At 39.4% G+C, this 20,077-nt stretch carries 22 protein-coding genes, 1 tRNA gene and 1 other annotated feature; of the genes, 13 read left to right on the top strand and 10 right to left on the bottom strand.

Translation table 11 applies throughout. The features are described from left to right. Positions 1-101: 101 nt before the first annotated feature. Positions 102-1,829: a SpoIID/LytB domain-containing protein gene (locus CAL6303_RS00600; RefSeq protein WP_015195891.1), complete on the bottom strand. Its 1,728-nt coding sequence runs from the start codon at positions 1,827-1,829 to the stop codon at positions 102-104. A gap of 217 nt (positions 1,830-2,046) precedes the next feature. On the opposite strand from CAL6303_RS00600, the gene CAL6303_RS00595 reads away from it, so the two are divergent. Beyond that, positions 2,047-2,310 carry a ParB N-terminal domain-containing protein gene (locus CAL6303_RS00595; protein ID WP_015195890.1) on the top strand — a complete coding sequence of 88 codons (264 nt, stop codon included), beginning with the start codon at positions 2,047-2,049 and terminating at the stop codon, positions 2,308-2,310. A 107-nt stretch (positions 2,311-2,417) separates the two neighbouring features. Continuing rightward, positions 2,418-2,711 (top strand): TMEM165/GDT1 family protein, encoded by a 294-nt coding sequence (locus CAL6303_RS00590; RefSeq protein ID WP_015195889.1) that lies wholly within the window; start codon positions 2,418-2,420, stop codon positions 2,709-2,711. 76 nt (positions 2,712-2,787) lie between these two features. Here the strand turns inward: CAL6303_RS00590 and CAL6303_RS00585 are convergent, their stop codons facing one another. After that, the gene (locus CAL6303_RS00585; RefSeq protein ID WP_015195888.1) at positions 2,788-3,273 is read right to left on the bottom strand and encodes a hypothetical protein; all 486 of its coding nucleotides are present in this window, start codon (positions 3,271-3,273) and stop codon (positions 2,788-2,790) included. 269 nt (positions 3,274-3,542) lie between these two features. Between CAL6303_RS00585 and CAL6303_RS00580 the strand changes: the two genes are divergently transcribed. Next, positions 3,543-4,112, top strand: a complete 570-nt coding sequence (locus CAL6303_RS00580; RefSeq protein ID WP_015195887.1) for a DUF2808 domain-containing protein — start codon at positions 3,543-3,545, stop codon at positions 4,110-4,112. A 78-nt stretch (positions 4,113-4,190) separates the two neighbouring features. Here CAL6303_RS00580 and rplL read toward each other — a convergent pair whose 3' ends face one another. The 8 genes from rplL to rplS form a co-directional block, all read right to left on the bottom strand. Then, complete coding sequence (rplL, locus tag CAL6303_RS00575; protein WP_015195886.1) at positions 4,191-4,580, bottom strand: 50S ribosomal protein L7/L12; 390 nt, start codon at positions 4,578-4,580, stop codon at positions 4,191-4,193. Between the two features lie 45 nt (positions 4,581-4,625). Next, positions 4,626-5,201 (bottom strand): 50S ribosomal protein L10, encoded by a 576-nt coding sequence (rplJ, locus tag CAL6303_RS00570; protein ID WP_015195885.1) that lies wholly within the window; start codon positions 5,199-5,201, stop codon positions 4,626-4,628. Between the two features lie 55 nt (positions 5,202-5,256). Beyond that, positions 5,257-5,440, bottom strand: a sequence feature (ribosomal protein L10 leader region). A 105-nt stretch (positions 5,441-5,545) separates the two neighbouring features. Beyond that, positions 5,546-6,256, bottom strand: coding sequence for a 50S ribosomal protein L1 (gene rplA, locus CAL6303_RS00565; protein ID WP_015195884.1), 711 nt, complete (start codon positions 6,254-6,256; stop codon positions 5,546-5,548). 83 nt (positions 6,257-6,339) lie between these two features. Beyond that, complete coding sequence (rplK, locus tag CAL6303_RS00560; RefSeq protein ID WP_015195883.1) at positions 6,340-6,765, bottom strand: 50S ribosomal protein L11; 426 nt, start codon at positions 6,763-6,765, stop codon at positions 6,340-6,342. A gap of 6 nt (positions 6,766-6,771) precedes the next feature. Beyond that, a complete protein-coding gene (gene nusG / locus CAL6303_RS00555) occupies positions 6,772-7,413 on the bottom strand; it encodes a transcription termination/antitermination protein NusG (RefSeq protein ID WP_015195882.1) in 642 nt (213 codons plus the stop codon). 24 nt (positions 7,414-7,437) lie between these two features. Next, complete coding sequence (secE, locus tag CAL6303_RS00550) at positions 7,438-7,710, bottom strand: preprotein translocase subunit SecE (protein WP_015195881.1); 273 nt, start codon at positions 7,708-7,710, stop codon at positions 7,438-7,440. A 248-nt stretch (positions 7,711-7,958) separates the two neighbouring features. Next, a tRNA-Trp gene (locus CAL6303_RS00545) sits at positions 7,959-8,031 on the bottom strand. 147 nt (positions 8,032-8,178) lie between these two features. Further along, positions 8,179-8,541, bottom strand: coding sequence for a 50S ribosomal protein L19 (rplS, locus tag CAL6303_RS00540; protein WP_015195880.1), 363 nt, complete (start codon positions 8,539-8,541; stop codon positions 8,179-8,181). Between the two features lie 556 nt (positions 8,542-9,097). Between rplS and hpsL the strand changes: the two genes are divergently transcribed. From hpsL to nuoB, 10 genes are all read left to right on the top strand, one after another. Beyond that, complete coding sequence (hpsL, locus tag CAL6303_RS00535) at positions 9,098-10,777, top strand: hormogonium polysaccharide biosynthesis protein HpsL (protein ID WP_015195879.1); 1,680 nt, start codon at positions 9,098-9,100, stop codon at positions 10,775-10,777. Positions 10,778-10,910: 133 nt separating this feature from the next. After that, positions 10,911-11,915, top strand: coding sequence for a hormogonium polysaccharide biosynthesis glycosyltransferase HpsN (gene hpsN / locus CAL6303_RS00530; protein WP_015195878.1), 1,005 nt, complete (start codon positions 10,911-10,913; stop codon positions 11,913-11,915). 87 nt (positions 11,916-12,002) lie between these two features. Beyond that, positions 12,003-13,169 carry a hormogonium polysaccharide biosynthesis glycosyltransferase HpsO gene (gene hpsO, locus CAL6303_RS00525; RefSeq protein ID WP_015195877.1) on the top strand — a complete coding sequence of 389 codons (1,167 nt, stop codon included), beginning with the start codon at positions 12,003-12,005 and terminating at the stop codon, positions 13,167-13,169. Positions 13,170-13,438: 269 nt separating this feature from the next. Beyond that, on the top strand, positions 13,439-14,629 hold the full coding sequence (hpsP, locus tag CAL6303_RS00520) for a hormogonium polysaccharide biosynthesis glycosyltransferase HpsP (RefSeq protein ID WP_015195876.1): 1,191 nt from the start codon (positions 13,439-13,441) through the stop codon (positions 14,627-14,629). Between the two features lie 237 nt (positions 14,630-14,866). Further along, positions 14,867-15,505, top strand: a complete 639-nt coding sequence (locus tag CAL6303_RS00515; protein WP_015195875.1) for a peroxiredoxin — start codon at positions 14,867-14,869, stop codon at positions 15,503-15,505. A gap of 185 nt (positions 15,506-15,690) precedes the next feature. Beyond that, on the top strand, positions 15,691-16,272 hold the full coding sequence (locus tag CAL6303_RS00510; RefSeq protein WP_015195874.1) for a Uma2 family endonuclease: 582 nt from the start codon (positions 15,691-15,693) through the stop codon (positions 16,270-16,272). Between the two features lie 95 nt (positions 16,273-16,367). Further along, a complete protein-coding gene (locus tag CAL6303_RS00505; RefSeq protein ID WP_015195873.1) occupies positions 16,368-17,345 on the top strand; it encodes a cysteine synthase A in 978 nt (325 codons plus the stop codon). A 202-nt stretch (positions 17,346-17,547) separates the two neighbouring features. After that, entirely contained in the window at positions 17,548-18,348 is an 801-nt protein-coding gene (locus CAL6303_RS00500) for a transporter substrate-binding domain-containing protein (RefSeq protein WP_015195872.1), read from the top strand. 120 nt (positions 18,349-18,468) lie between these two features. Then, positions 18,469-18,993: a tetratricopeptide repeat protein gene (locus tag CAL6303_RS00495; RefSeq protein WP_015195871.1), complete on the top strand. Its 525-nt coding sequence runs from the start codon at positions 18,469-18,471 to the stop codon at positions 18,991-18,993. Between the two features lie 331 nt (positions 18,994-19,324). Beyond that, on the top strand, positions 19,325-20,017 hold the full coding sequence (gene nuoB / locus CAL6303_RS00490) for an NADH-quinone oxidoreductase subunit NuoB (RefSeq protein ID WP_015195870.1): 693 nt from the start codon (positions 19,325-19,327) through the stop codon (positions 20,015-20,017). The last annotated feature ends 60 nt before the right edge of the window (positions 20,018-20,077 follow it).

Raw genomic sequence — 20,077 nt, 5'->3', positions numbered from 1 at the left:
TTTAATTATTATCTCATTGATGTTGGGTTACGCTTTGCTCCAATCAACTTACAAAACTGCAAAAGTATAGTGGATTCTGAATTCTGTCTTTTGACTCCTTCTCATCTTTTTATTTTGTCATTAAGTGCCTGAAGTTGGGTTCCAGGATAATAGAACTGAAGAATTTTATCAGTTGCCCAACCTAATTTTGCCAAATTTTGAGCGCCAGTTTGACTTAAACCCACTCCATGTCCCATTCCACCCCCCACAAAAGCGTATCCCCAAGTACCGGGTTGACCTTTATTTACTGGTTGTAGGTAAAATAAGGTGCTAATAGGGGCATAAAATGCACTGCGAACTTCATCTTTACGTAAACTAAATTCGCCAATGTCAGTTGTGACATCTAATTTGAGAATCCGTCCACTCTCGCTACGTTCAGCTACCTTGAGTTCACGAACTTCTTTTAATTTAGCGTAGGGACTATTTTTTACTTTGAGAAACTTCTGTAAACCCTTGGCAATATCTTCGAGACTAGTTTCTCGTTTCCAACGGAATAACTGCCATCCTGAACCATTGAAACCATCTTTTTGATTAATAAAAGCTTGAAAATTGCTTTCATCTGCCAAACTTTTGTTAGATAAATTCCAAATGCCTTGAGCAGAATCAATAATTGGTCGTAAATAAGGACGGTCATCACCATACCATACATCCGTAAATGAAGCAGTTACACCACCCGTACTGGCTGAATATAGCGCGTCAACCAATTCATTTTTATATGTTAATACCCTTCCGCGCGTGGATGCGATCGCTTTATCGGTTGCGGGGGATATTCCTTTGAGTCCGTAATAAACTTGGCAGTGGGTGTCTGCACATAGCTCGTAATTATCTATAGCGAATCTCCGTAAATTCCGCAGGACATAGGTACGAGCCAATATTGCCTGTGCTTCTAGTGCGGCTACTGGGGAATTTGCACCGATTTCATAGGGTACGACTCCGCGTAAATAGGTTTCTAAGGGTACTTCATTAACTAAGCTGTACGTCCCATAAGCATTCGGTTGTAGCTCCAATCTACCAGGATAGAGGCGGGCTTTTTCTGAGTTAATTTGAATTTTGCTGTCTTTCTTTATACCTTCACTTACCAAAATCAAATTTTGATCGCTGGTAATTTCCAAATTACTCGGACTATAACGCACACCATTCACAACCCAACTTATCGTTGGTGACTGTTTAAGAATTTGGGTTTCAATTTGGGGTGCTGTCTTTCCCGCGCTTTTAAGCGATCGCATTAACAAACGACGCACTAATGGAGTACTATAGGTATCCCGCTTTGCCCAAACTTGCCACCTTTCAGGTTGGGCAATTTCCACTTCTATTCCCTGTTCTTTCCACTTCTTGGCGTTATCTTCGGCGGTTTCATAGGTACGGAAAGTCCCTAATACTAACCTTTCTTCCACTACAGCAGTTTGCAGTGGTTGCATAGTCACTTCCATTTTCACTGCTTGCTCAGTGACTATAGTTTTATCACCACTAGCTGTCTTAAAATTCAACCGTAGCCGATCGCCTTTTGTCGGTTGTAACTGTAACACTTCTTTCGGATTATCCCCAAACCGCTGGACAATTCCAATTCTTAACTCTACATCATCCTGTTTTTTACCCACTGATGGATCAGATGCACCCGTTAAACCTACTAAGCAAAATGTCGTGATTGTTGCGTAGCAAAATCTGCCAAAGGTAATTTGTTTACCCACATTTCTGATGGATGACGGCAAAACCTTCCCCAATCTCACCTGAGTCAGCGTAAATTTTTGCTCATTTTTCGTAGATTCTTCGTGATTAGTAGATTGCAACATTATAGTATTTATGTATTATATTTTGTACAAATAGACACATTCACTTATAAATAAAAACTCATCTTCAGGCAAAGGTTTATTCTCGTACATTTTTAGGGCAGATGGGAACTTTCTACAAGTTATAAACCTTCTAACCCTGAATAAATTAACAAACAAAATTATAAATATTTTGCTAAAATAAACTCATAACTACTATGACTTTTAGGAAATAAAGATTATGGTAAAAATCCAGGAAGTTCCTCTCAATCAAATTAAACGACCATTACCACGTCAAAATGACCCAAATAAAGTTCAAGCTTTGATGGAGTCGATTGCCACAATTGGACAGCAAGAACCCATTGATGTTTTGGAAGTAGAAGGACAATATTATGGATTTTCCGGCTGTCATCGTTATGAAGCTTGTCAGCGTTTAGGACAACAAACCATCCTGGCAAGAGTTCGCAAAGCTCCCCAAAGCGTGTTAAAAATGCATTTAGCGTGATTTACAACTTCAATTAATTGCTGTTTCAGTTAAAATATGAATAATTTGGGTCATAAACAACTTGCTTGTTGAGCTTTTACCCAATCGTAACTAAATAATATCTAAATATGGATTGGCATCTTTTAGGAATCAGCTTTATTACAGTCTTTTTATCAGAGTTGGGAGACAAAAGCCAGCTAGCAGCGATCGCGCTTTCCGGTCAAGGTAAGTCATCTCGTGCTGTATTTTTTGGTACAGCCGGGGCACTGTTGCTAACAAGCCTTTTAGGTGTATTGGCTGGAGGTGCAGTTTCTGAGTTTTTACCCACTCGGTTGCTCAAAGCGATCGCATGTGCGGGATTTGCGGTTCTGGCAATCCGCTTGTTGTTTTTCAACAACGAAGAAGCAGAATCTGTGGAATAAAAAGCCTCGTAGAGACGCGATACATCGCGTCTCTCTTGGTATTTTTGTATTTTTGTTTTTGTATTCTTAGTATCTGTTAGTTTTTGCTACACCAACCCAAAAGCACACCACCAGTCACCAATTTCATCACATCTAATACCCAGTAAGCACCGTGCAGCAAATTCATTGTTGCCGGAACTTCCACTGTCGCAGCAAACTGATTCAGATGAATTCCAATAGCAGACATTTGTGGAGTCAGCAAATAGGTATCAACCAACGCAATAGTTAACATTAAACCAGCTAAAAATATCGCTCCTCGGTACCAAGCTAATTGTCCATAGCTCATTGTCAAAATACCAGTTAGAACTAAACCAGCGCACAGCAATTCAACCCGATTAAAAACCCAAAAAATCAGATAACCAGCTGAGGCAAAACCATCTTGAGCCATCATCCCCGAAACATATAGACTAGGCATAATTACCCAATCTAAAATCAGACTAGCACTTAACCAAAATCCCAGTGCCAACATGGTGAAGTTCTGCCATGCTGGGCGTTTGATTTCCAAATTAGAAGTAATATTCATAATACATAATTGCCAAGCTTATATTGTTAGTGTGTAACCTAATCCTTGATCTTGACAACTAATATCAATCAACCTTTACATATCATCCGTAATGTTACAAAATTAGGGAAAAATTCTTACTTATTTTATCAATCCTTTAATTAATCTTGAGAAACTTTAAGTAAATCTACTAATAGAAGTTGTACAGTCTAATTATTCAAGACTGAATAAACAATAAAAATAATATCAGCATTCAGCCTCCAGTCTAGGCTCGCTGCCAATAAAAAAATATGGGAATTAGATTGTTGTTTGGTACAGCGCTGGCGACTATTATCGGTATCAGTGCATATGTAACAAAGTCTAGTCAAGCGGTACAACTACAGGATGGTACCGTTCATTTTATCCAACCACCCAGCTTGGTAGAGGCTGGAACCACACATAACAGTGTCAATGTCTGGGGTGCAACATACTACTTTACAATCAAACTTCCAGACAAAGCATCTGAACCTTTGCACAAAGTCGTCATTAATCAGCACGAAGGAGTAGATAATATTCGCTTCAACCTCAAAGAAAGTGTTGCTTTTGCAGGGACGCGTTCCCAAAAAGGTGAAAAATTTGCTTTGCAAAGTGTAATTAGCAACCGTCAAAAACAAACTACAACAATCACCTTTAATCCAGCAATCCCACCCGGAAAAACAGTGACAATTGGCTTAAAACCAGTGAGGAATCCCCACAACGAAGGTGTCTACCTATTTGGGGTAAGTGCATCTCCCCTAGGTGAAAAAACACAGAGTCAGTTTTTGGGTTTTGCTAGGTTGCATTTTTATTCTCCGGGTTTTTATAACTTAATTACGAATTGATAAATTTGAAAAATCCCCAATTTCTTGGTAAAGAAATCGGGGATTTAAAATTAAGTAAAACCTGGAAATTACATCAAACTATTTGACGGTAACTTTACCACCAGCTTCTTCGATGCGCTTCTTAGCGTCTTCAGCTTTTTCTTTACCAACAGCTTCAAATACAGCTTTTGGTGCAGCTTCTACCAAGTCTTTAGCTTCTTTCAAGCCTAAACCTGTCAATTCGCGGACAATCTTGAGGACAGCAATTTTCTTATCAGCAGGTACAGCATCAAGAATTGCGTCAAACTCGGTTTTTTCTTCTACAGCTTCAGCAGCTGCACCAGGTGCTGCCGCCATCATCATCATGCCACCAGCGGGTGCAGCTGCACTAACGCCGAATGCTTCTTCGATTTGTTTAACTAATTCAGATGCTTCAAGTAAAGTCAAACCTTTCAACTGTTCTAAAATGGTATCGGTTGCAGCGGACATTCTTCAAACTCCTTAATTTCTACTTTTAACTTTTGATTTTTGACTTTAGCTAGCACTTTCTTCGCTGCTATTGTCACTGCCATCGCTACTGCTGCTACCGTCTTTGTCAGCAACAGCTTGCAAAGCACGTCCCAAAGATGCGGGAACTTCGTTGATACCCACAGCAATCTTGGTAGTGACTGCATTGAGGGCACCAGCAATTTGTGCCATGAGTTGTTCTTTGGATGGTAAATCTCCCAAGACTTTGACATCTGCTTCTTTCAGCAGCTTGCCATCCATGACTCCACCACGAAGCTTGGTTTTATCTTTGGTAGCTTTTTGAAACTCTTGGTAGGCTTTGATTGCCGAAGAAAAATCTTCTTTAACCAGCAAGAAAGCATTAGAACCTTTGAGTAACTCTGTTAAAGGTTGCCATTGTTCTTGTTCTCGAATGGCAATACCCATAAAGGTATTTTTTGTGACCTTACACGTAGCTCCGCTCGGACGCAGTTTCCGCCGTAAGTCTTTCATTTCGGCAACAGTCAGACCTTGATAGTCAATGACTAGTGCTAAAGTTGTCTCACCCAAGCTTTCTTTGAGTTCGGCAACTATCGCCTTTTTATCCTCAACACTTCTACCCATCTTTGTCTCACCTCCTTAAAAGTTTGTTGATTTTTCAGCCGTTGAAGTTTTAAATAGCTAAAAACAATTAACCCTGGCTGTTTTAGGTTTAGCCAGGGTTTTACAAGTAATTTACACAGGATGCGTTATCGCATCCATAGTCAAAGGCTGTAGAATCAACCAATAATTTTTGTGTAAACCTCGGCAGGAGATTAAGCAATTAATGCACCTGCTGTCTCTGGCTTTTAATTTTTTCTTGTCAGGATGTTCTGAAAATCTCTGAGAATTTGAATCGGGATAGGCTAAACATTATATCTTTAACTTACTATTCAACACAAATTGCCCATAACTTCGGAAAATCATGCCTAATCAACAGTTTTCAAATCGCGCAAGGCATTGATATCCAAGCGAATAGATGGTCCCATCGTAGAGGAAATATACATTGTCCGCCAGTAGCGACCTTTGGCACCAGAAGGGCGGTTACGGTCAATGGTTTCTTGCAACGCCTTCAAGTTTACCAGTAAATCTTCTGGTGAAAATGAGACCTTACCAAACATAACATGGACGATACCTGTACGGTCGGCTCTAAATTCTAACTTACCTGCTTTGAATTCAGCGATCGCGCTTGCAATATCAAAGGTAACTGTACCACCTTTGGGTGAGGGCATCAAACCACGAGGACCAAGCATCTTACCAAGCTTTGCCACCTGTGGCATCACATCCGGTGTGGCAATCAACTTATCAAAGTCCATCATCCCTTTGGCGATATCATCAATTAATTCTTCCGAACCAACGATATCCGCACCAGCACTGGTTGCTTCCGCTACTTTCTCACCCCGTGTAATTACTGCCACTCTGACAATATTCCCAGTCCCTTTAGGCAATGCGACGGTTGTCCGTAATTGTTGATCTGTATATTTTGGGTCAATTCCCAGTCGGATATGAGCTTCGGCAGCTTCGGGGAATTTTGCAGTTGCGGTCTCTTTGAGTAAAGCTAATGCATCTAAAGGCGCATAGTCTCTATCTTCGACTTTTGCAACTAGTGCCTGCATTCGGCGTGATAATTTCTTGGTCATTTTTTACTCCTGGGGTGAATACGAAGCTTTGCTTCTCCCCCAATACAATTATTGGATTTGAGATTTGCACAAAAAAGTCAAAACTAATCAGCGATGGTGACACCCATATTCTTGGCTGTACCTTCGATAATCTTCATTGCTGCATCGATGTCGTTAGCATTGAGATCGGGTAGCTTAGTTTGAGCAATTTGCTGTAATTGTTCCCGGGTAATTTGCCCAACCTTTTTTTTGTTGGGTTCATTTGAACCAGCTTCAATTTTCGCTGCTTTCTTAATTAGAATCGATGCGGGGGGTGTTTTGAGGACGAATGTAAAACTCCGGTCTTCAAACACCGAAATCTCTACAGGAATTACCGTTCCAGCTTGGTCTGCTGTTTTAGCGTTGTATTCCTTACAAAACATCATGATATTCACACCATGCTGACCCAATGCTGGACCAACAGGCGGTGCGGGGTTGGCTTTTCCGGCATTTAAAGCCAACTTGATAACCGCGACAACTTTCTTCGCCATTTGATTTTAGCTCTGTTTCTGAACCTGATTGAATTCCAATTCTACTGGTGTGTCCCGTCCAAAAATTGAAAGTAGGGCTTTAAGTTTACTCCGTTCGGGGCTAACTTCGATCACCTCACCTTCAAAGTCCTTAAATGGACCGGAAAGCACAATGATCTTATCACCAGTTGCCATATCAATTTTGACAACTGCCTCTTGTTCGTCCGTCTGTTTGAAAATGCGTTCAACTTCAGAATGACTTAACGGTAGAGGTTTAACGTGTCCGCGACCTCTGCCTGTACCACGTCTTTGTTCTGCCCCCACAAAGTTGATGACATGGGATGTGTTTCGCACTACCTGCCAGACATCATCATCCATGATCATCCTCACCAGCACATATCCGGGAAATACTTTTTCCTCTGTGCTTTGGCGGCTACCATCTTTACGAATTTTAACCGCCGGAGTGTGGGGAATTTTGACATCAACTATTCTATCAGCCACGTCAAATGTTTGGATACGTTGCTCCAAAGTTGCTTTGACACGTTTTTCACAGCCAGAGGCTACTTGCACTGCATACCAGCGCGATTCTTTCAAAGCATTCAATACGCTTTGTAAATCTTCCTCTGACTGCAACCCTGAATTAAAATCTTCACCTGTTGCAGAATCCATCTGAACACCTATTGTGTTGCCTACCTAAAATAATCTATCCAATAGACCGATCAAAGAGGCAACGGTCTGGGTTTTGTTAAATATAACTGCCGCTGCCCAAATAAAGAATTTATCAACAAAAAAGATCAAAAATGCACTGAGGAACACCATCAACAATACAGCAGCCGATTCGCTGAATAACTGTTGACGACTGGGCCAGACTACTTTCTCGAATTCTTCCTTAGTACCTTGAATAAAGTTCCCCAAGCTGCTTCCAGGGGATGACTCTGGCATTTCGGCTTCATTTTTTTTGGACACGGTTGCTTATCCCCTCAAATTGTAAATACATTTTTGGTGCTAACTAAATGATATTATTTCTAGCTCGCCTTGCAACTGCATCGAAGGAAAATCACCAGATCCACACCTGAATCTTTTTTCTGAGTCTTAAGGGGACTCTGCTAAATAGATACTGTAGCAATAAACTAAACCCGAAACATCCGGGGTTGGCTGAAATGTTTTACAGCTTTGGCACGGAATTCCGGGTTTAATTGCTAGTACTAAGAGAGCGCGCCCTGGAGGACTTGAACCCCCGACATCAGGTTTTGGAGACCTGCGTTCTACCAACTGAACTAAGAGCGCACGAATGTGTTTAATTCAGTTATTGCGCTGAACTTTGACAATTATAGCGCAACTTGGTACTTTTTGGAAATTTTTTTTGTCGAGGATTGAGATTATCGGCAGGTGCGGCTTTTTCGGTAAGCTTTCTGCCATATTTTGGTTTTGGCGCTACAAAGGACGGTCGAAGCGCTGTTTGATTCTGGTTGCTTTGCCGACGCGATCGCGTAAGTAGAAAAGTTTAGCACGGCGAACTTTACCACGACGAATCACCTTAATACTATCGATACGGGGAGAATGGATCAAGAATACCCGTTCTACTCCTACACCTTGGAAAACCTTCCTCACGGTGATTGTTTGGTTAATTCCACCATGTCGTCTGGCGATAACGACACCTTCATAGGGCTGAATCCGAAATTTTTCACCTTCTTTGATTTTGACACCGACACGAATGGTGTCACCAACATAGATGTCGGGTAAATCGGTCTTAATTTGCTCCGCTTCAATTGAGCGGATAATTTCTTGGGCGTTCATATTTGCTTGCAAAACTCACGATCACTAATGATAAATCGACAATAGTTTTTAGTCTAGTTATTTTGCCAATCTTTGAAATTACCCCATTTTTTGGGAATGCTAATCAAAGGGTTCCCAACTTTATTAAATAAAACTAAACCTCGTCCATCATTGAAGGTGGAGTTTTGTCGTTGCGACTTCAGGTAGACGCGCTAGGGGCTTCACTCCCAAAGAGGCGCAAGCTACGAAGAGTGGCATAAGCCCGTAGGGCTGGCTACGCCTACCCACAATCTGAAGTTACAAACTACGGTTCTCAAAATAGACGAGGTTTAACTAAGCGAGTTCAGAATTTTTCTCCCGGCTTTCCTAGTATATTTTTCCCTGGGCACTGGAAAAAAATTAAGTTTATATAAAGTATCAGTTCTATCACTGTATCACTCAAAAGCTATTTGATTACTTCTGGCAAGTTTTAAGTCACTGTATAAGTGAACACACAATTTTGACTCACATCTCGAACTCTGTAAGTATATCTACTATTTTAACTTTCACTTATTGTCAAATTTAAACCTCTCACCTCATGCTCAAAAAAAAATCCAAAGCTAAAAAAACCAAAAAATCAAAATCAAAAAAGCAAGCTAAAGGTTCCGAACTTGACATCAAAGAACGTTTAGCGGAGAAACGCAAGGCTGCCCAAGCACGCAAGGAACTCACTAGCACTCTCTCCACAGCTATTGGAGGAGGGTTATTTTTAGGCATTATTTTGTTTGCAGTTGGCGGAATTAAAGCTGCATTACCAGGTGTCTTAGGCGTACTCATTATCGCCCTTTCCTACAAATACCCCCGTCAAGCTATATTTGCCTTTTTAATCTATGTTCCCTTTGGCGGCACAATTACCTACTACATTGGCAACAGTCCGATTCTCCAACTTGCTAAAGATGCCTTTTATGTCCCAGCCTTAATTGCACTTTGGCAAAGCTTGAAAAAGCAACGCTTACCCTTCCTGATTCCCCAAGGTCTAAAAAACCCACTGTACATCTTACTTGGCTGCTGTACTTTAACCCTTCTATTTGTCAACGGAGGACAGCAGTTTAGCCCTAGTTCTGCTTCAGCTTTCAAAGCAGCCGCCAAAGAACTTCCTCTGGGTATGGGTATCCTCGGACTCAAGGTACTTCTAGGATACGTACCCTTGATTAGTTGCATTTATTATTTGATTCGTTCTAAACGTGATTTTCTAATTATCACGCGAATGCAAGTCATTCTTATTCTCACCTGTTGTTTACTGGGAGTTCTCCAATACTTACTTTTGTTAGTTGGTATATGTAAAGGTACACAGGATGCTGTGGGTGCAGCCTTATTCAAAGCCACTCTAGAAGCTAGATGCTATTTTGGCGGTTCTTTGGTGTACAGTCCTTCCCAAGGCATGATTCGCTTACCAGGGACATTTGTGGCACCTTGGCAATGGGCTTGGTTTTTGATATCCAGTACATTTTTTACTTTTGCCACTGGTTTTGGTGATCCTTCGATACTTTGGCGAGGTGTTAGTTTACTCTCTATGGCATTGGTATTTGTTAACGCTGTTATTTCTGGACAACGAATTGCCCTAGCCCTTGTACCCACTTGCTTTGTTCTTTGCTTGATTCTCACAGGACAGTTGGCTAACCTTAAACGCTTTGTACCTCTACTCGGTGGGTTAGTTGTTATCCTAGGTGGTGCAATTGCCAGTAACCCCACTGTTATCGAAGAACGAACAGCCAGCTTTGTTAGTCGGTGGGAAGCTTCACCACCCTACGAATTTATTACCCAACAATTTGAGGAAGTATGGAAAAACGTGGACGGACCCCTCGGAGATGGTTTAGGAAGGGCTACTAATGCTGCCCGTGCCTTAGGGGAAACAAAATTAATTGAGACCTATTATCCCAAATTGCTACACGAAATTGGAATTTTGGGAATGTTGGCATTTCTGGGATTAGTAACAACACTGACATTTATTTGCTTTCGTACATATAGACGAATAAAAAACCGTAATTTTCGCAGTTACGGAGCTGCCATGTGGGTGTTTATATTGTTTATTAGTTACAACACTTATTACTACCCTCTGGATGTAGATCCAGTGGCTGTTTACTATTGGTTTGCTGCCGGAATTCTCTTGAAATTGCCAGAAATTGATAAATTAGAAAGACTAAAAGAAGAAGCAATTCAAGAAACTGAAGGTAAACAGGAGAAGAAAACATTCAGGGTCAAGACGAATAGTGCATGAAATAATGATTATTGAGCTAAGTAAGTCGGCATAAAAAAGCCTAATTATGTAATGGATTACAAACAAATTTTAACGCCAACTTGCTTGCATTTTTTTGACAGTGATTCTTAATTTATCAGATTAATATTAATTTATGATTTTACCATTTGTTTCAGTAATTGTTCCTACTTACGGTCGTGAAGAAGCATTGCGTGATAGTCTTGAAGATCTACTTCAGCAAGATTATCCTAATTATGAGATTTTAGTTGTAGATCAAACTCTCCAACATGAGCCAGAAACAGAAACGTATCTTCAAGCATTATCACAAACTAATAAAATTAAATTGTATCGTCTGAATTGGGCAAGCTTGCCTGGAGCAAGAAATTATGCAGTTCGCCGTTCCAGTGGTGAAATTATTGTTTTTACAGATGATGATGTTAAAGTTGAACCAGGATTTTTAAAAGCACATATTCAAACCTATATAGATATGCCAGAAGTTGGTGCAGTAGCAGGTAGGGTTTTTGACCGGATGAAAATGGATGATGCTGCACAAGGGAAGACTCAGGGAGATGCTAATTATAAAACTATTGAATATTTACCACCCCAAGCAATGGATCCAGGAATCGCTTGGTATTATATCGATTTAGTTCATACAATTAAACCCCAAGAAGTATTAACTACAAGGGGTTGCAATATGTCTTTCCGTCGTGAAATTTTTACAAAATATGGACTACATTTTGATGAGAGATTTCAAGGTAGTGCAGTGCGGGAAGAATCAGATTTTTGTTTGAGAATACGTCAAACTGGGTACAAAATTTGGTATCAACCTGAAGCACATTTAGTACATTTGGGTGAAGAAACAGGTGGTTGCCACGACATCAGCACACGTTCGACTAAATATCAACTTGCTTTCTATCATAATCACTTTTTAATGGGTTTAAAAAATCTGAATTTGAATCAAGCTTTACGTCTTTATGCACGGTTATTTGATTGTCATGTTTTAGGTCGTCCACCATGTCATAAAAGTGCTTCTCCAATTAAGGTTTTAACTAGAGGTGTTTTCTACACTTTAGGTTTTATTAATGCATTATTTAGTGTAGTTAAATCTCGCTGGAATGATGGTCAAGTTTATAGTCGTCTCGATGAACAAGTAAGTTAATTAATTTGGAGATGAATGACATTTTGGTAGAGACGTGAAGTATCTCGTCTCTCTCTTTATATTCAATCAAAATAACTGAACAGGATTATGAAAATATTAGTTGCAAGTCATACATATATTGTAGATTTAAATTGTGAAAAACTCCGGGCATTATCTAAGCTAGAATCCGATATTCAAGTTACAGTTGTAGTTCCCAAACTATGGAAACCTGGTGGAGTCCAAAACAAAATTATTGAAACAAAGTTCCTGGATGAAGGTAATTTTAGAATTGTTCCAGTTTCTAATTTTAGTCAAAATCACCAGGGACTTTTAACTTTTGGTGCTGATTTAATCCCAGTAATGCGAGATTTTTGTCCTGATATTATTCATGTAGAGCAGGGTGCAAAGGGGTTATCTTATAGCCAATTTATCACTTTGAATAAGTTTTTAGGCATTAAGGCAAAAAATACATTTTTTACTTGGTGGAATCTGCCCTATGAGTTGAAATTTCCAGCCTCTTTACTGGAAAAATATAACTTGAAGAATACTCACGGGGCAATTTCTGGAAACCAGGATGGAGCAGATATTCTGAGACAAAGAGGATATAATAAACCGATTAAAGTGATGCCTCAATTGGGTGTGGATGAGAAATTATTTGCCCCTCGTAAACAGCCGGAGTTGGCTGCAAAATATGGCATTAAAGAGCATGATTTTATTGTGGGTTTTGTCGGTAGATTTGTGAGGGAAAAGGGAATATTAACACTTTTAGATGCATTAACGACTTTAAAAGATAAGTCATGGAAGTGCTTATTGTTAGGACGTGGACAATTACAGTCGGAGTTGATGGATAAGGCTGCCCAAGCGGGAATTAAAGAGCGAATTATTTTGGTAGAAAGTGTACCACACGACCAAGTTTGTAATTATATCAATTTAATGAGTACTTTAGTATTGCCTTCGGAAACAACCTACAATTTTAAAACATTAACTGCGGTGGGTTGGAAAGAGCAATTTGGACATGTTTTGATTGAAGCAATGGCTTCTGGAGTTCCGGTAATTGGTTCAGATTCTGGTGAGATTCCTTATGTAATTCGTGACGCGGGTTTGATATTTCCTGAAGGAAAAGCAGAAGCACTTGCTAAATGTTTATCTGATTTGATGGATAACCCTAATTTGACTCATGATTTAGGACAATCTGGTTATATGAGGGCAATGTCGCAGTATACAAATATTGCGATGGCAAAACAACAATTAGAATTTTTCAGAGAGTTGTTATAGTCAAACGTCAATTAAGTATTAATTCGGGTGAGTTAGTAACTTCCGGGAAAATAAAATACTAATACTTGTTTGTAGGGGGTGTGACGCTACAAATACTAATCATGTCAGAATTACATTGTCATAGCGTCACACATCGATGATAGCTACGATTAGATTGGTACGTTTTTAAAAAGCAAGTCTCTTGAACTATGTCGGGTTAATGGTGCGTTACGCAAGGCTTTAACGCACCCTAGAATATTAATTAAATAAAGTAAATAATTAAATATAATATGAAAGTATTACAGATAGTTCCTTCGATTTCTCTGATTTATGGTGGTCCGAGTCAAATGGTTTTGGGGTTAGCGCCTGCTTTGGGAAAAGCAGGAGTCAAGGTGACTATTTTGACGACTGATAGTAATGGAGATAATGGACAAAAATCATTAGATGTTCCGTTGAATCAGCCAATTGTGAAAGACGGTTATGAAATAATTTATTTTCGTTGTTCACCATTTCGTCGTTACAAGTTTTCTCTGGATTTACTAAATTGGTTAAAAATTCATGCTCATGAATATGATTTAGCGCATATTCATGCTTTATTTTCCCCTGTTAGCAGTCTAGCAGCAAGGATTTGTCGTCAGCAAAAGTTACCTTATATTCTGCGACCTTTAGGAACTTTAGATCCGGCTGATTTGATAAAAAAAAGGCAATTAAAAAAACTATATGCTGCATTATTAGAACGTCCGAATTTAGCTGGTGCTGCTGCAATTCATTTTACTAGTGATCAAGAAGCTAAAATTTCTGAAAGATTTGGAGTATTTACGAAAGATTTGGTATTACCTTTGGGTGTTATCCCTTCAGAATATCTAGGTAATCAAAATTCGATTCGCAGTCAATATAATATTCCGCAAGATATCCCAATAGTGTTATTTATGTCGCGGATTGACCCGAAAAAGGGTTTGGATATTTTGATCCCCGCATTAGAAAATTTGTTGTTAGAGGGGTTAAAATTTCATTTTATCTTGGCTGGGACAAATCCCCAAGATCCAGGTTACGAAGAAAGTATTAGAAAACAAATCCAAAATTCTTCTTTAGGTACACATACAACCATTACTGGTTTTGTTACAGGTGAGTCAAAGTCAGCTTTGCTACAAGCTGCCGATATATTTGTATTACCTTCATACTACGAAAACTTTGGGATTGCGGTAGCTGAGGCGATGGTAGCAGGTAAACCCGTGATAATTTCGGATCAGGTGCATATTTGCCGCGAAGTTGAGGGAAGTGAATCGGGATGGGTGGGTAAAACTGAAGTAGAAACACAAACCCGGATGTTGCGAGAAGCATTGAAAGACCCCCAAGAATGTCAGCGTCGGGGTTTAAACGCTCAAAAATACGCTTTAGGGCATTATAGCTGGGACGCGATCGCACTCCAGCTAATCCAGGCTTATAGTCAACTTATTTCCTCAACTGTAAAGTTTTTCTAACTAAAGGCACTTCTTTTCAAACATAACTAGGTAATATCTACGTTCTCACGGTAAAGTAATATTTGTCTCTCTTTCAGCAGATTAGTTTCCCTGATACATACATGTTTCCTAGCTCACTGCAAATATTGGAAGCTAAATTTTGTATGCATCCGCTTAATTCCTATCGGAATACCGGATTTTATGGGATGATTTATTAGTGTAGACACATACGGCTCTAGAACTACAAGGTATTTCAACATGGCTCTCCGTTTAGGTGATACAGTACCAAACTTTACTCAAGCCTCCACCCATGGCGAGATTGACTTTCACAATTGGGCTGGTGATAGTTGGGTTGTATTGTTTTCGCACCCGGCTGATTTTACACCAGTTTGCACCACCGAATTAGGCACCGTTGCCAAACTCAAACCAGAATTCGATAAGCGCAACGTGAAAGCGATCGCACTCAGCGTTGATGATGTAGAATCCCATAATGGTTGGGTGGGTGACATCGAAGAAACCCAAGGAACTGCTCTCAATTATCCGATTTTGGCAGATCCTGACCGTAAGGTTTCCGAACTTTATGACATGATTCATCCCAATGCAGCGGCAACTGTAACAGTACGTTCAGTATTTGTTATAGACCCTAGCAAAAAATTACGTCTCAGCTTTACCTATCCTCCCAGCACTGGACGCAACTTTGACGAAATTCTCCGAGTCATTGATTCGTTGCAACTCACAGACGATTACAGCGTTGCTACCCCTGCTGACTGGAAAGATGGTGATGATTGTGTGATTGTTCCATCCCTGAAAGATCCTGAAGTTCTTAAGGAAAAATTTCCTAAAGGTTATCAAGAAGTTAAACCTTACTTACGGATGACTCCCCAACCAAATAAGTAGAAGATTCAGTATAAGTTCAATACCAAAGATTTATGCTGAAGTAGAATTTGGGTGGGTATTTTCCCACCCTTTTTATTGAATTCAGCAAAATCTTGAATCTAGCAAAATACAATGGGAAAATATTAGAGTCTTAGCAGATGCTTTTCTCCAAAAAGCGGCAGACTCAACAGTCAAAGGAGATAGTTATGTCATTTCCCCTCGTGTTGCAATTCCCATCTTCAATGCATGTAACTGATGATCAATTTTTTGAATTTTGTTTAGCAAATCCTGAATTGAGAATTGAACAAAATCAATTTGGAGATGTATATATCATGGCACCTACTGGTTCGGAAACCGGAAATCGAAATTTTAATATTGCTTTGCAAGTGGGGATTTGGGCAGAAAAAGATGGTACTGGTATTTGTTTTGATTCTAGTACTGGGTTTACACTTTCCACGGGTGCAAAACGTTCTCCTGATGTTTCTTGGATGCAATTAGAACGTTGGAATAGTTTAACAGCAGAACAGCGGGAAAAATTTGCCCCCATTTGTCCTGATTTTGTCATCGAATTACGATCTGCTTCTGATGATCTTCAAGTATTGAAGCATAAAATGGCTGAATATATGCGAGAACCAGGAATCAAACTTGGTTGGTTGATTGACAGAAAAAATCGCCAAGTTTATGTATATCGTCCAGGAGTGGAAGAGGAATGTTTAGATAATCCTGTGACAATTAATGGTGAATCTATTTTATTTGGGTTTAGCTTGGATTTAAGTAAAATTTGGTAATCAGCGAATTTGTGAAATTCTGAATTAAAGTAGTTGAAGTTATTTATATTAAAATGATTTTGTGATTTAGATAAAACTATAAGGAGAAGAAAAACATGGATATTAAGAATGGATTTATTGGGACAATTGGTAATACTCCCCTAATTAGATTAAACAGCTTTAGTGAACAAACAGGTTGTGAAATTTTAGGGAAAGCAGAATTTCTCAATCCTGGTGGTTCAGTTAAGGATCGTGCTGCACTATATATTATTCAAGATGCAGAAGCAAAAGGTTTGTTGAAGCCAGGGGGAACTGTAGTTGAAGGAACTGCGGGAAATACTGGTATTGGATTGGCACATATTTGTAATGCTAAGGGTTACAAATGCCTGATTATTATTCCTAATACTCAATCCCAGGAAAAAATTGATGCACTAGTAGCGTTGGGTGCGGAAGTTCGTCCAGTTCCCGCAGTCCCTTATAAAGATCCAAATAATTACGTGAAACTGTCGGGAAGAATTGCCTCGGAAATGGAAAACGCCATTTGGGCAAATCAATTTGATAATTTAGCGAATCGTCTTTCCCACTATGAAACCACCGGGAAAGAAATTTGGCAACAAACTGATGGAAAAGTTGATGGTTGGGTTGCATCCACTGGGACTGGTGGAACTTTTGCTGGAGTTTCTATGTTTTTGAAAGAACAAAATCCTCAAATTAAATGTGTTGTTGCTGACCCGATGGGTAGTGGATTATATAGTTATATAAAAACTGGGGAAATTAAATTAGAAGGTAGTTCCATTACTGAGGGAATTGGTAATAGTCGAATCACGGCAAATATGCAAGATGTCCCCACAGATGATGCAATGCAAATTGATGATCACGAAGCATTACAAGTGGTTTCTCAATTGTTAAAGAAGGACGGTTTATTGATGGGTGGTTCTACAGGAATTAATGTTGCTGGCGCTGTAAGATTAGCGAAGCAAATGGGACCAGGACATACTATTGTGACTATTTTATGCGATAGTGGTTCGCGTTATCAATCACGTCTTTATAATCCGGAGTGGTTAGCAAGTAAAGGTTTAAAATTAGGGGATTAGAGAGATATATTTTAGTTGAAAAATAAGTAAACTATTGAGGCTACTTGTTCAGTTTCTATGCAAATTGAAGGTTGACTGCGCTGAAGTTTGCGAAGTCTATCTAAAATTCGACTACAGGTTTAACGGTGAACAGTAATTAGTCAAAGAGTGATACGTTTATCAGTCTGGTTAAAGTTATCCACTATAACAAGTGATAGTTGAGATGAGATTATTTCGCCGACTAATTGTGATTATTTTGACATTTAGCTTTTGTCTTTTTCCTCTGGTTGCGGCTAGTGATGCTACTGAACTTCGGGAAATTCAGCAACGTGGCTATTTAACTGTAGCAGTGAAGGATAACATTTACCCTTTGGGTTTTCGTGATGCTGAGGGTAAACTCCAAGGTTTAGAAATTGATTTAGCTAAAAGGTTGGCTAAGGATCTATTGGGAGATTCCCAAGCTGTAAAATTGCGTGCTGTGAATAACCGCGATCGCATGGCTGAAGTATTGGATAATCGGGTGGATATTGCTATTGCCCGATTTACGGCAACGGCATCTCGCGCTCGGTTGGTTAATTTCAGTATTCCTTACTATTTAGATGGCACAGTATTAGTTACAAAAAATACTAGTGTAGATGATTTTGGAGATTTAAAAAAGCTGAAAGTAGGAGTTTTGAAGGGATCAAGTACAATATCTTATATTGAATATTTTATACCTAGTGCCGAATTAGTGGGCGTGGATTCCTATTTGACTGCACAGCAATCACTTGAGGAGAATAAAATTGATGCTTTCGCTGCTGATGCCACAGTTTTAAGTGGTTGGGTGCGGCAATATCCCCAATATCGGCTCCTAGAAACACGATTATCAACCGAACCATTGTGTGTAATAATTCCCAAAGGTTTGAAACACGACCCACTTCGACGGAAAATTGATCAAGCGATCGCACTTTACCTGGAACAAGGATGGCTGCAAGAAAGAATCAAATTTTGGGGATTGCCACCGTCTTCAATTTTGGAATCATGAATTGAGCTTGTTTTGCTAAACTACGAATACCCCCCCCATTACCCAACTGTAAACTTTCTTAAAAAATTCTCAGCCGAAAACTACCCATAATAAACCAAGAAGTGAAATTTAATTAAACCAATGGATAGCAAATTAGCAGTTATTTATCTTTCTGTAGTGGTAGTGATATTGGCGATTGCCGTTGTCAGTATATTTCAGCAGATATTTAAAACCCGTAAAGTCGAAAGTTCTTTTTCCCGGTTACAGAAGAAACTCAGCAAAGAAGCTGGTACCGCACAGGAGTATTATGAACTAGCTAGCATCTACTCTGAAAAGAAGATCTACACTCAAGCGATCGCGTTATTCCAAAAAGCCCTAAAAGCTGCCCAAGTTGAAGAGGAAGAAAATATTTCCCTGATTTACAATGGGCTTGGTTTTACCTATTTTGCTCAAGAACAGTATGATTTGGCAATCCGTCAATACAAAGAAGCCATCAAAGCCAACCCGAAGTATGTAGTGGGATACAATAATCTTGGTCATGCTTATGAACGTAAAAAGTTAACCACTCAAGCCTTAGAAATGTACGAAGAAGTACTGAAGTTGGAACCTAATAACACCACAGCTAAACGTCGCGCTGAATCCCTCCGTCGCCTAGTATCAGTATAAATAATCTAAATATTTTCCAAAAATTTACTTTAGCCCCCAACAGTTATTGCTGAGGGCTTTTTTTTAACTTTCGATAAGGCAGAAAATCCCTGATCTCATCATTTAGAAATTTTATGCGATCGCATTATTTCAAAAAGCCCTTAAAGCTGCCGAAGTTGAAAATGCGATCGCTTTATAAGTATTTTGATCCGAGTTTAGATAAAGTCTCACAAGCGTCCGAAAAAAGCTAATTCTAAACTGTAGATATAAAACGCCACTCAGCTTTCCAGAAAGTTTTTTGTATGCATACGCAATTATTCCAAAAATAATTAATTTTGGGGGAAATTAGCTCATGACTGACACAATTATCAACTCTGCTCAATATCCTGAAGTTACACAACAATTATCTGAGAATATTATTCTCACAACACTCGACGATCTTTACAACTGGGCAAAAATGTCCAGTTTGTACCCGATGATGTTTGGTACAGCTTGCTGCTTTATGGAATTTATGGCAGCCTATGCATCACGCTTTGATATGGAACGATATGGGATGATTCCCCGCGCAACTCCACGACAAGCAGATTTATTAATTACTGCTGGCACAATTACAATGAAATATGCGCCAAACTTGGTGCGACTTTATGAACAAATGGCAGAACCAAAGTATGTCATTGCTATGGGTGCTTGTACAATTACAGGTGGAATGTTTAGTGTAGATTCCCCCAGTGCTGTTAGAGGAGTCGATAAGTTAATTCCCGTTAATGTTTATATTCCCGGATGTCCTCCCAGACCAGAAGCTGTAATTGATGCAATTATTAAACTGCGAAATAAAATCGCTGATGAAAGCATCCAGGAAAGATATAAAACTCAGCAAACTCACCGTTATTACAGTATTGCCCACAAAATGAATGTGGTATCTCCAATCAATGATGGGAAATATTTGACTAAACCAGCAATGCAATCTCCATCTCAGGAATTAATAGAATTTACGGGATTGCCTTTACCTTTGATCAGACAATCCGAATTGGAACCTTCTACATAAATACACAATTATGCAGAGACGTAGTAGTACTACGTCTCTACAACTATGGTTTTCATCATC

The sequence above is a fragment of the Calothrix sp. PCC 6303 genome (genome assembly GCF_000317435.1).
In the GTDB taxonomy this organism is placed as follows: Bacteria; Cyanobacteriota; Cyanobacteriia; order Cyanobacteriales; family Nostocaceae; genus PCC-6303.
Note: the sequence above shows the minus strand (reverse complement) of the source record. Positions and strands in the feature narration are given on the sequence as shown.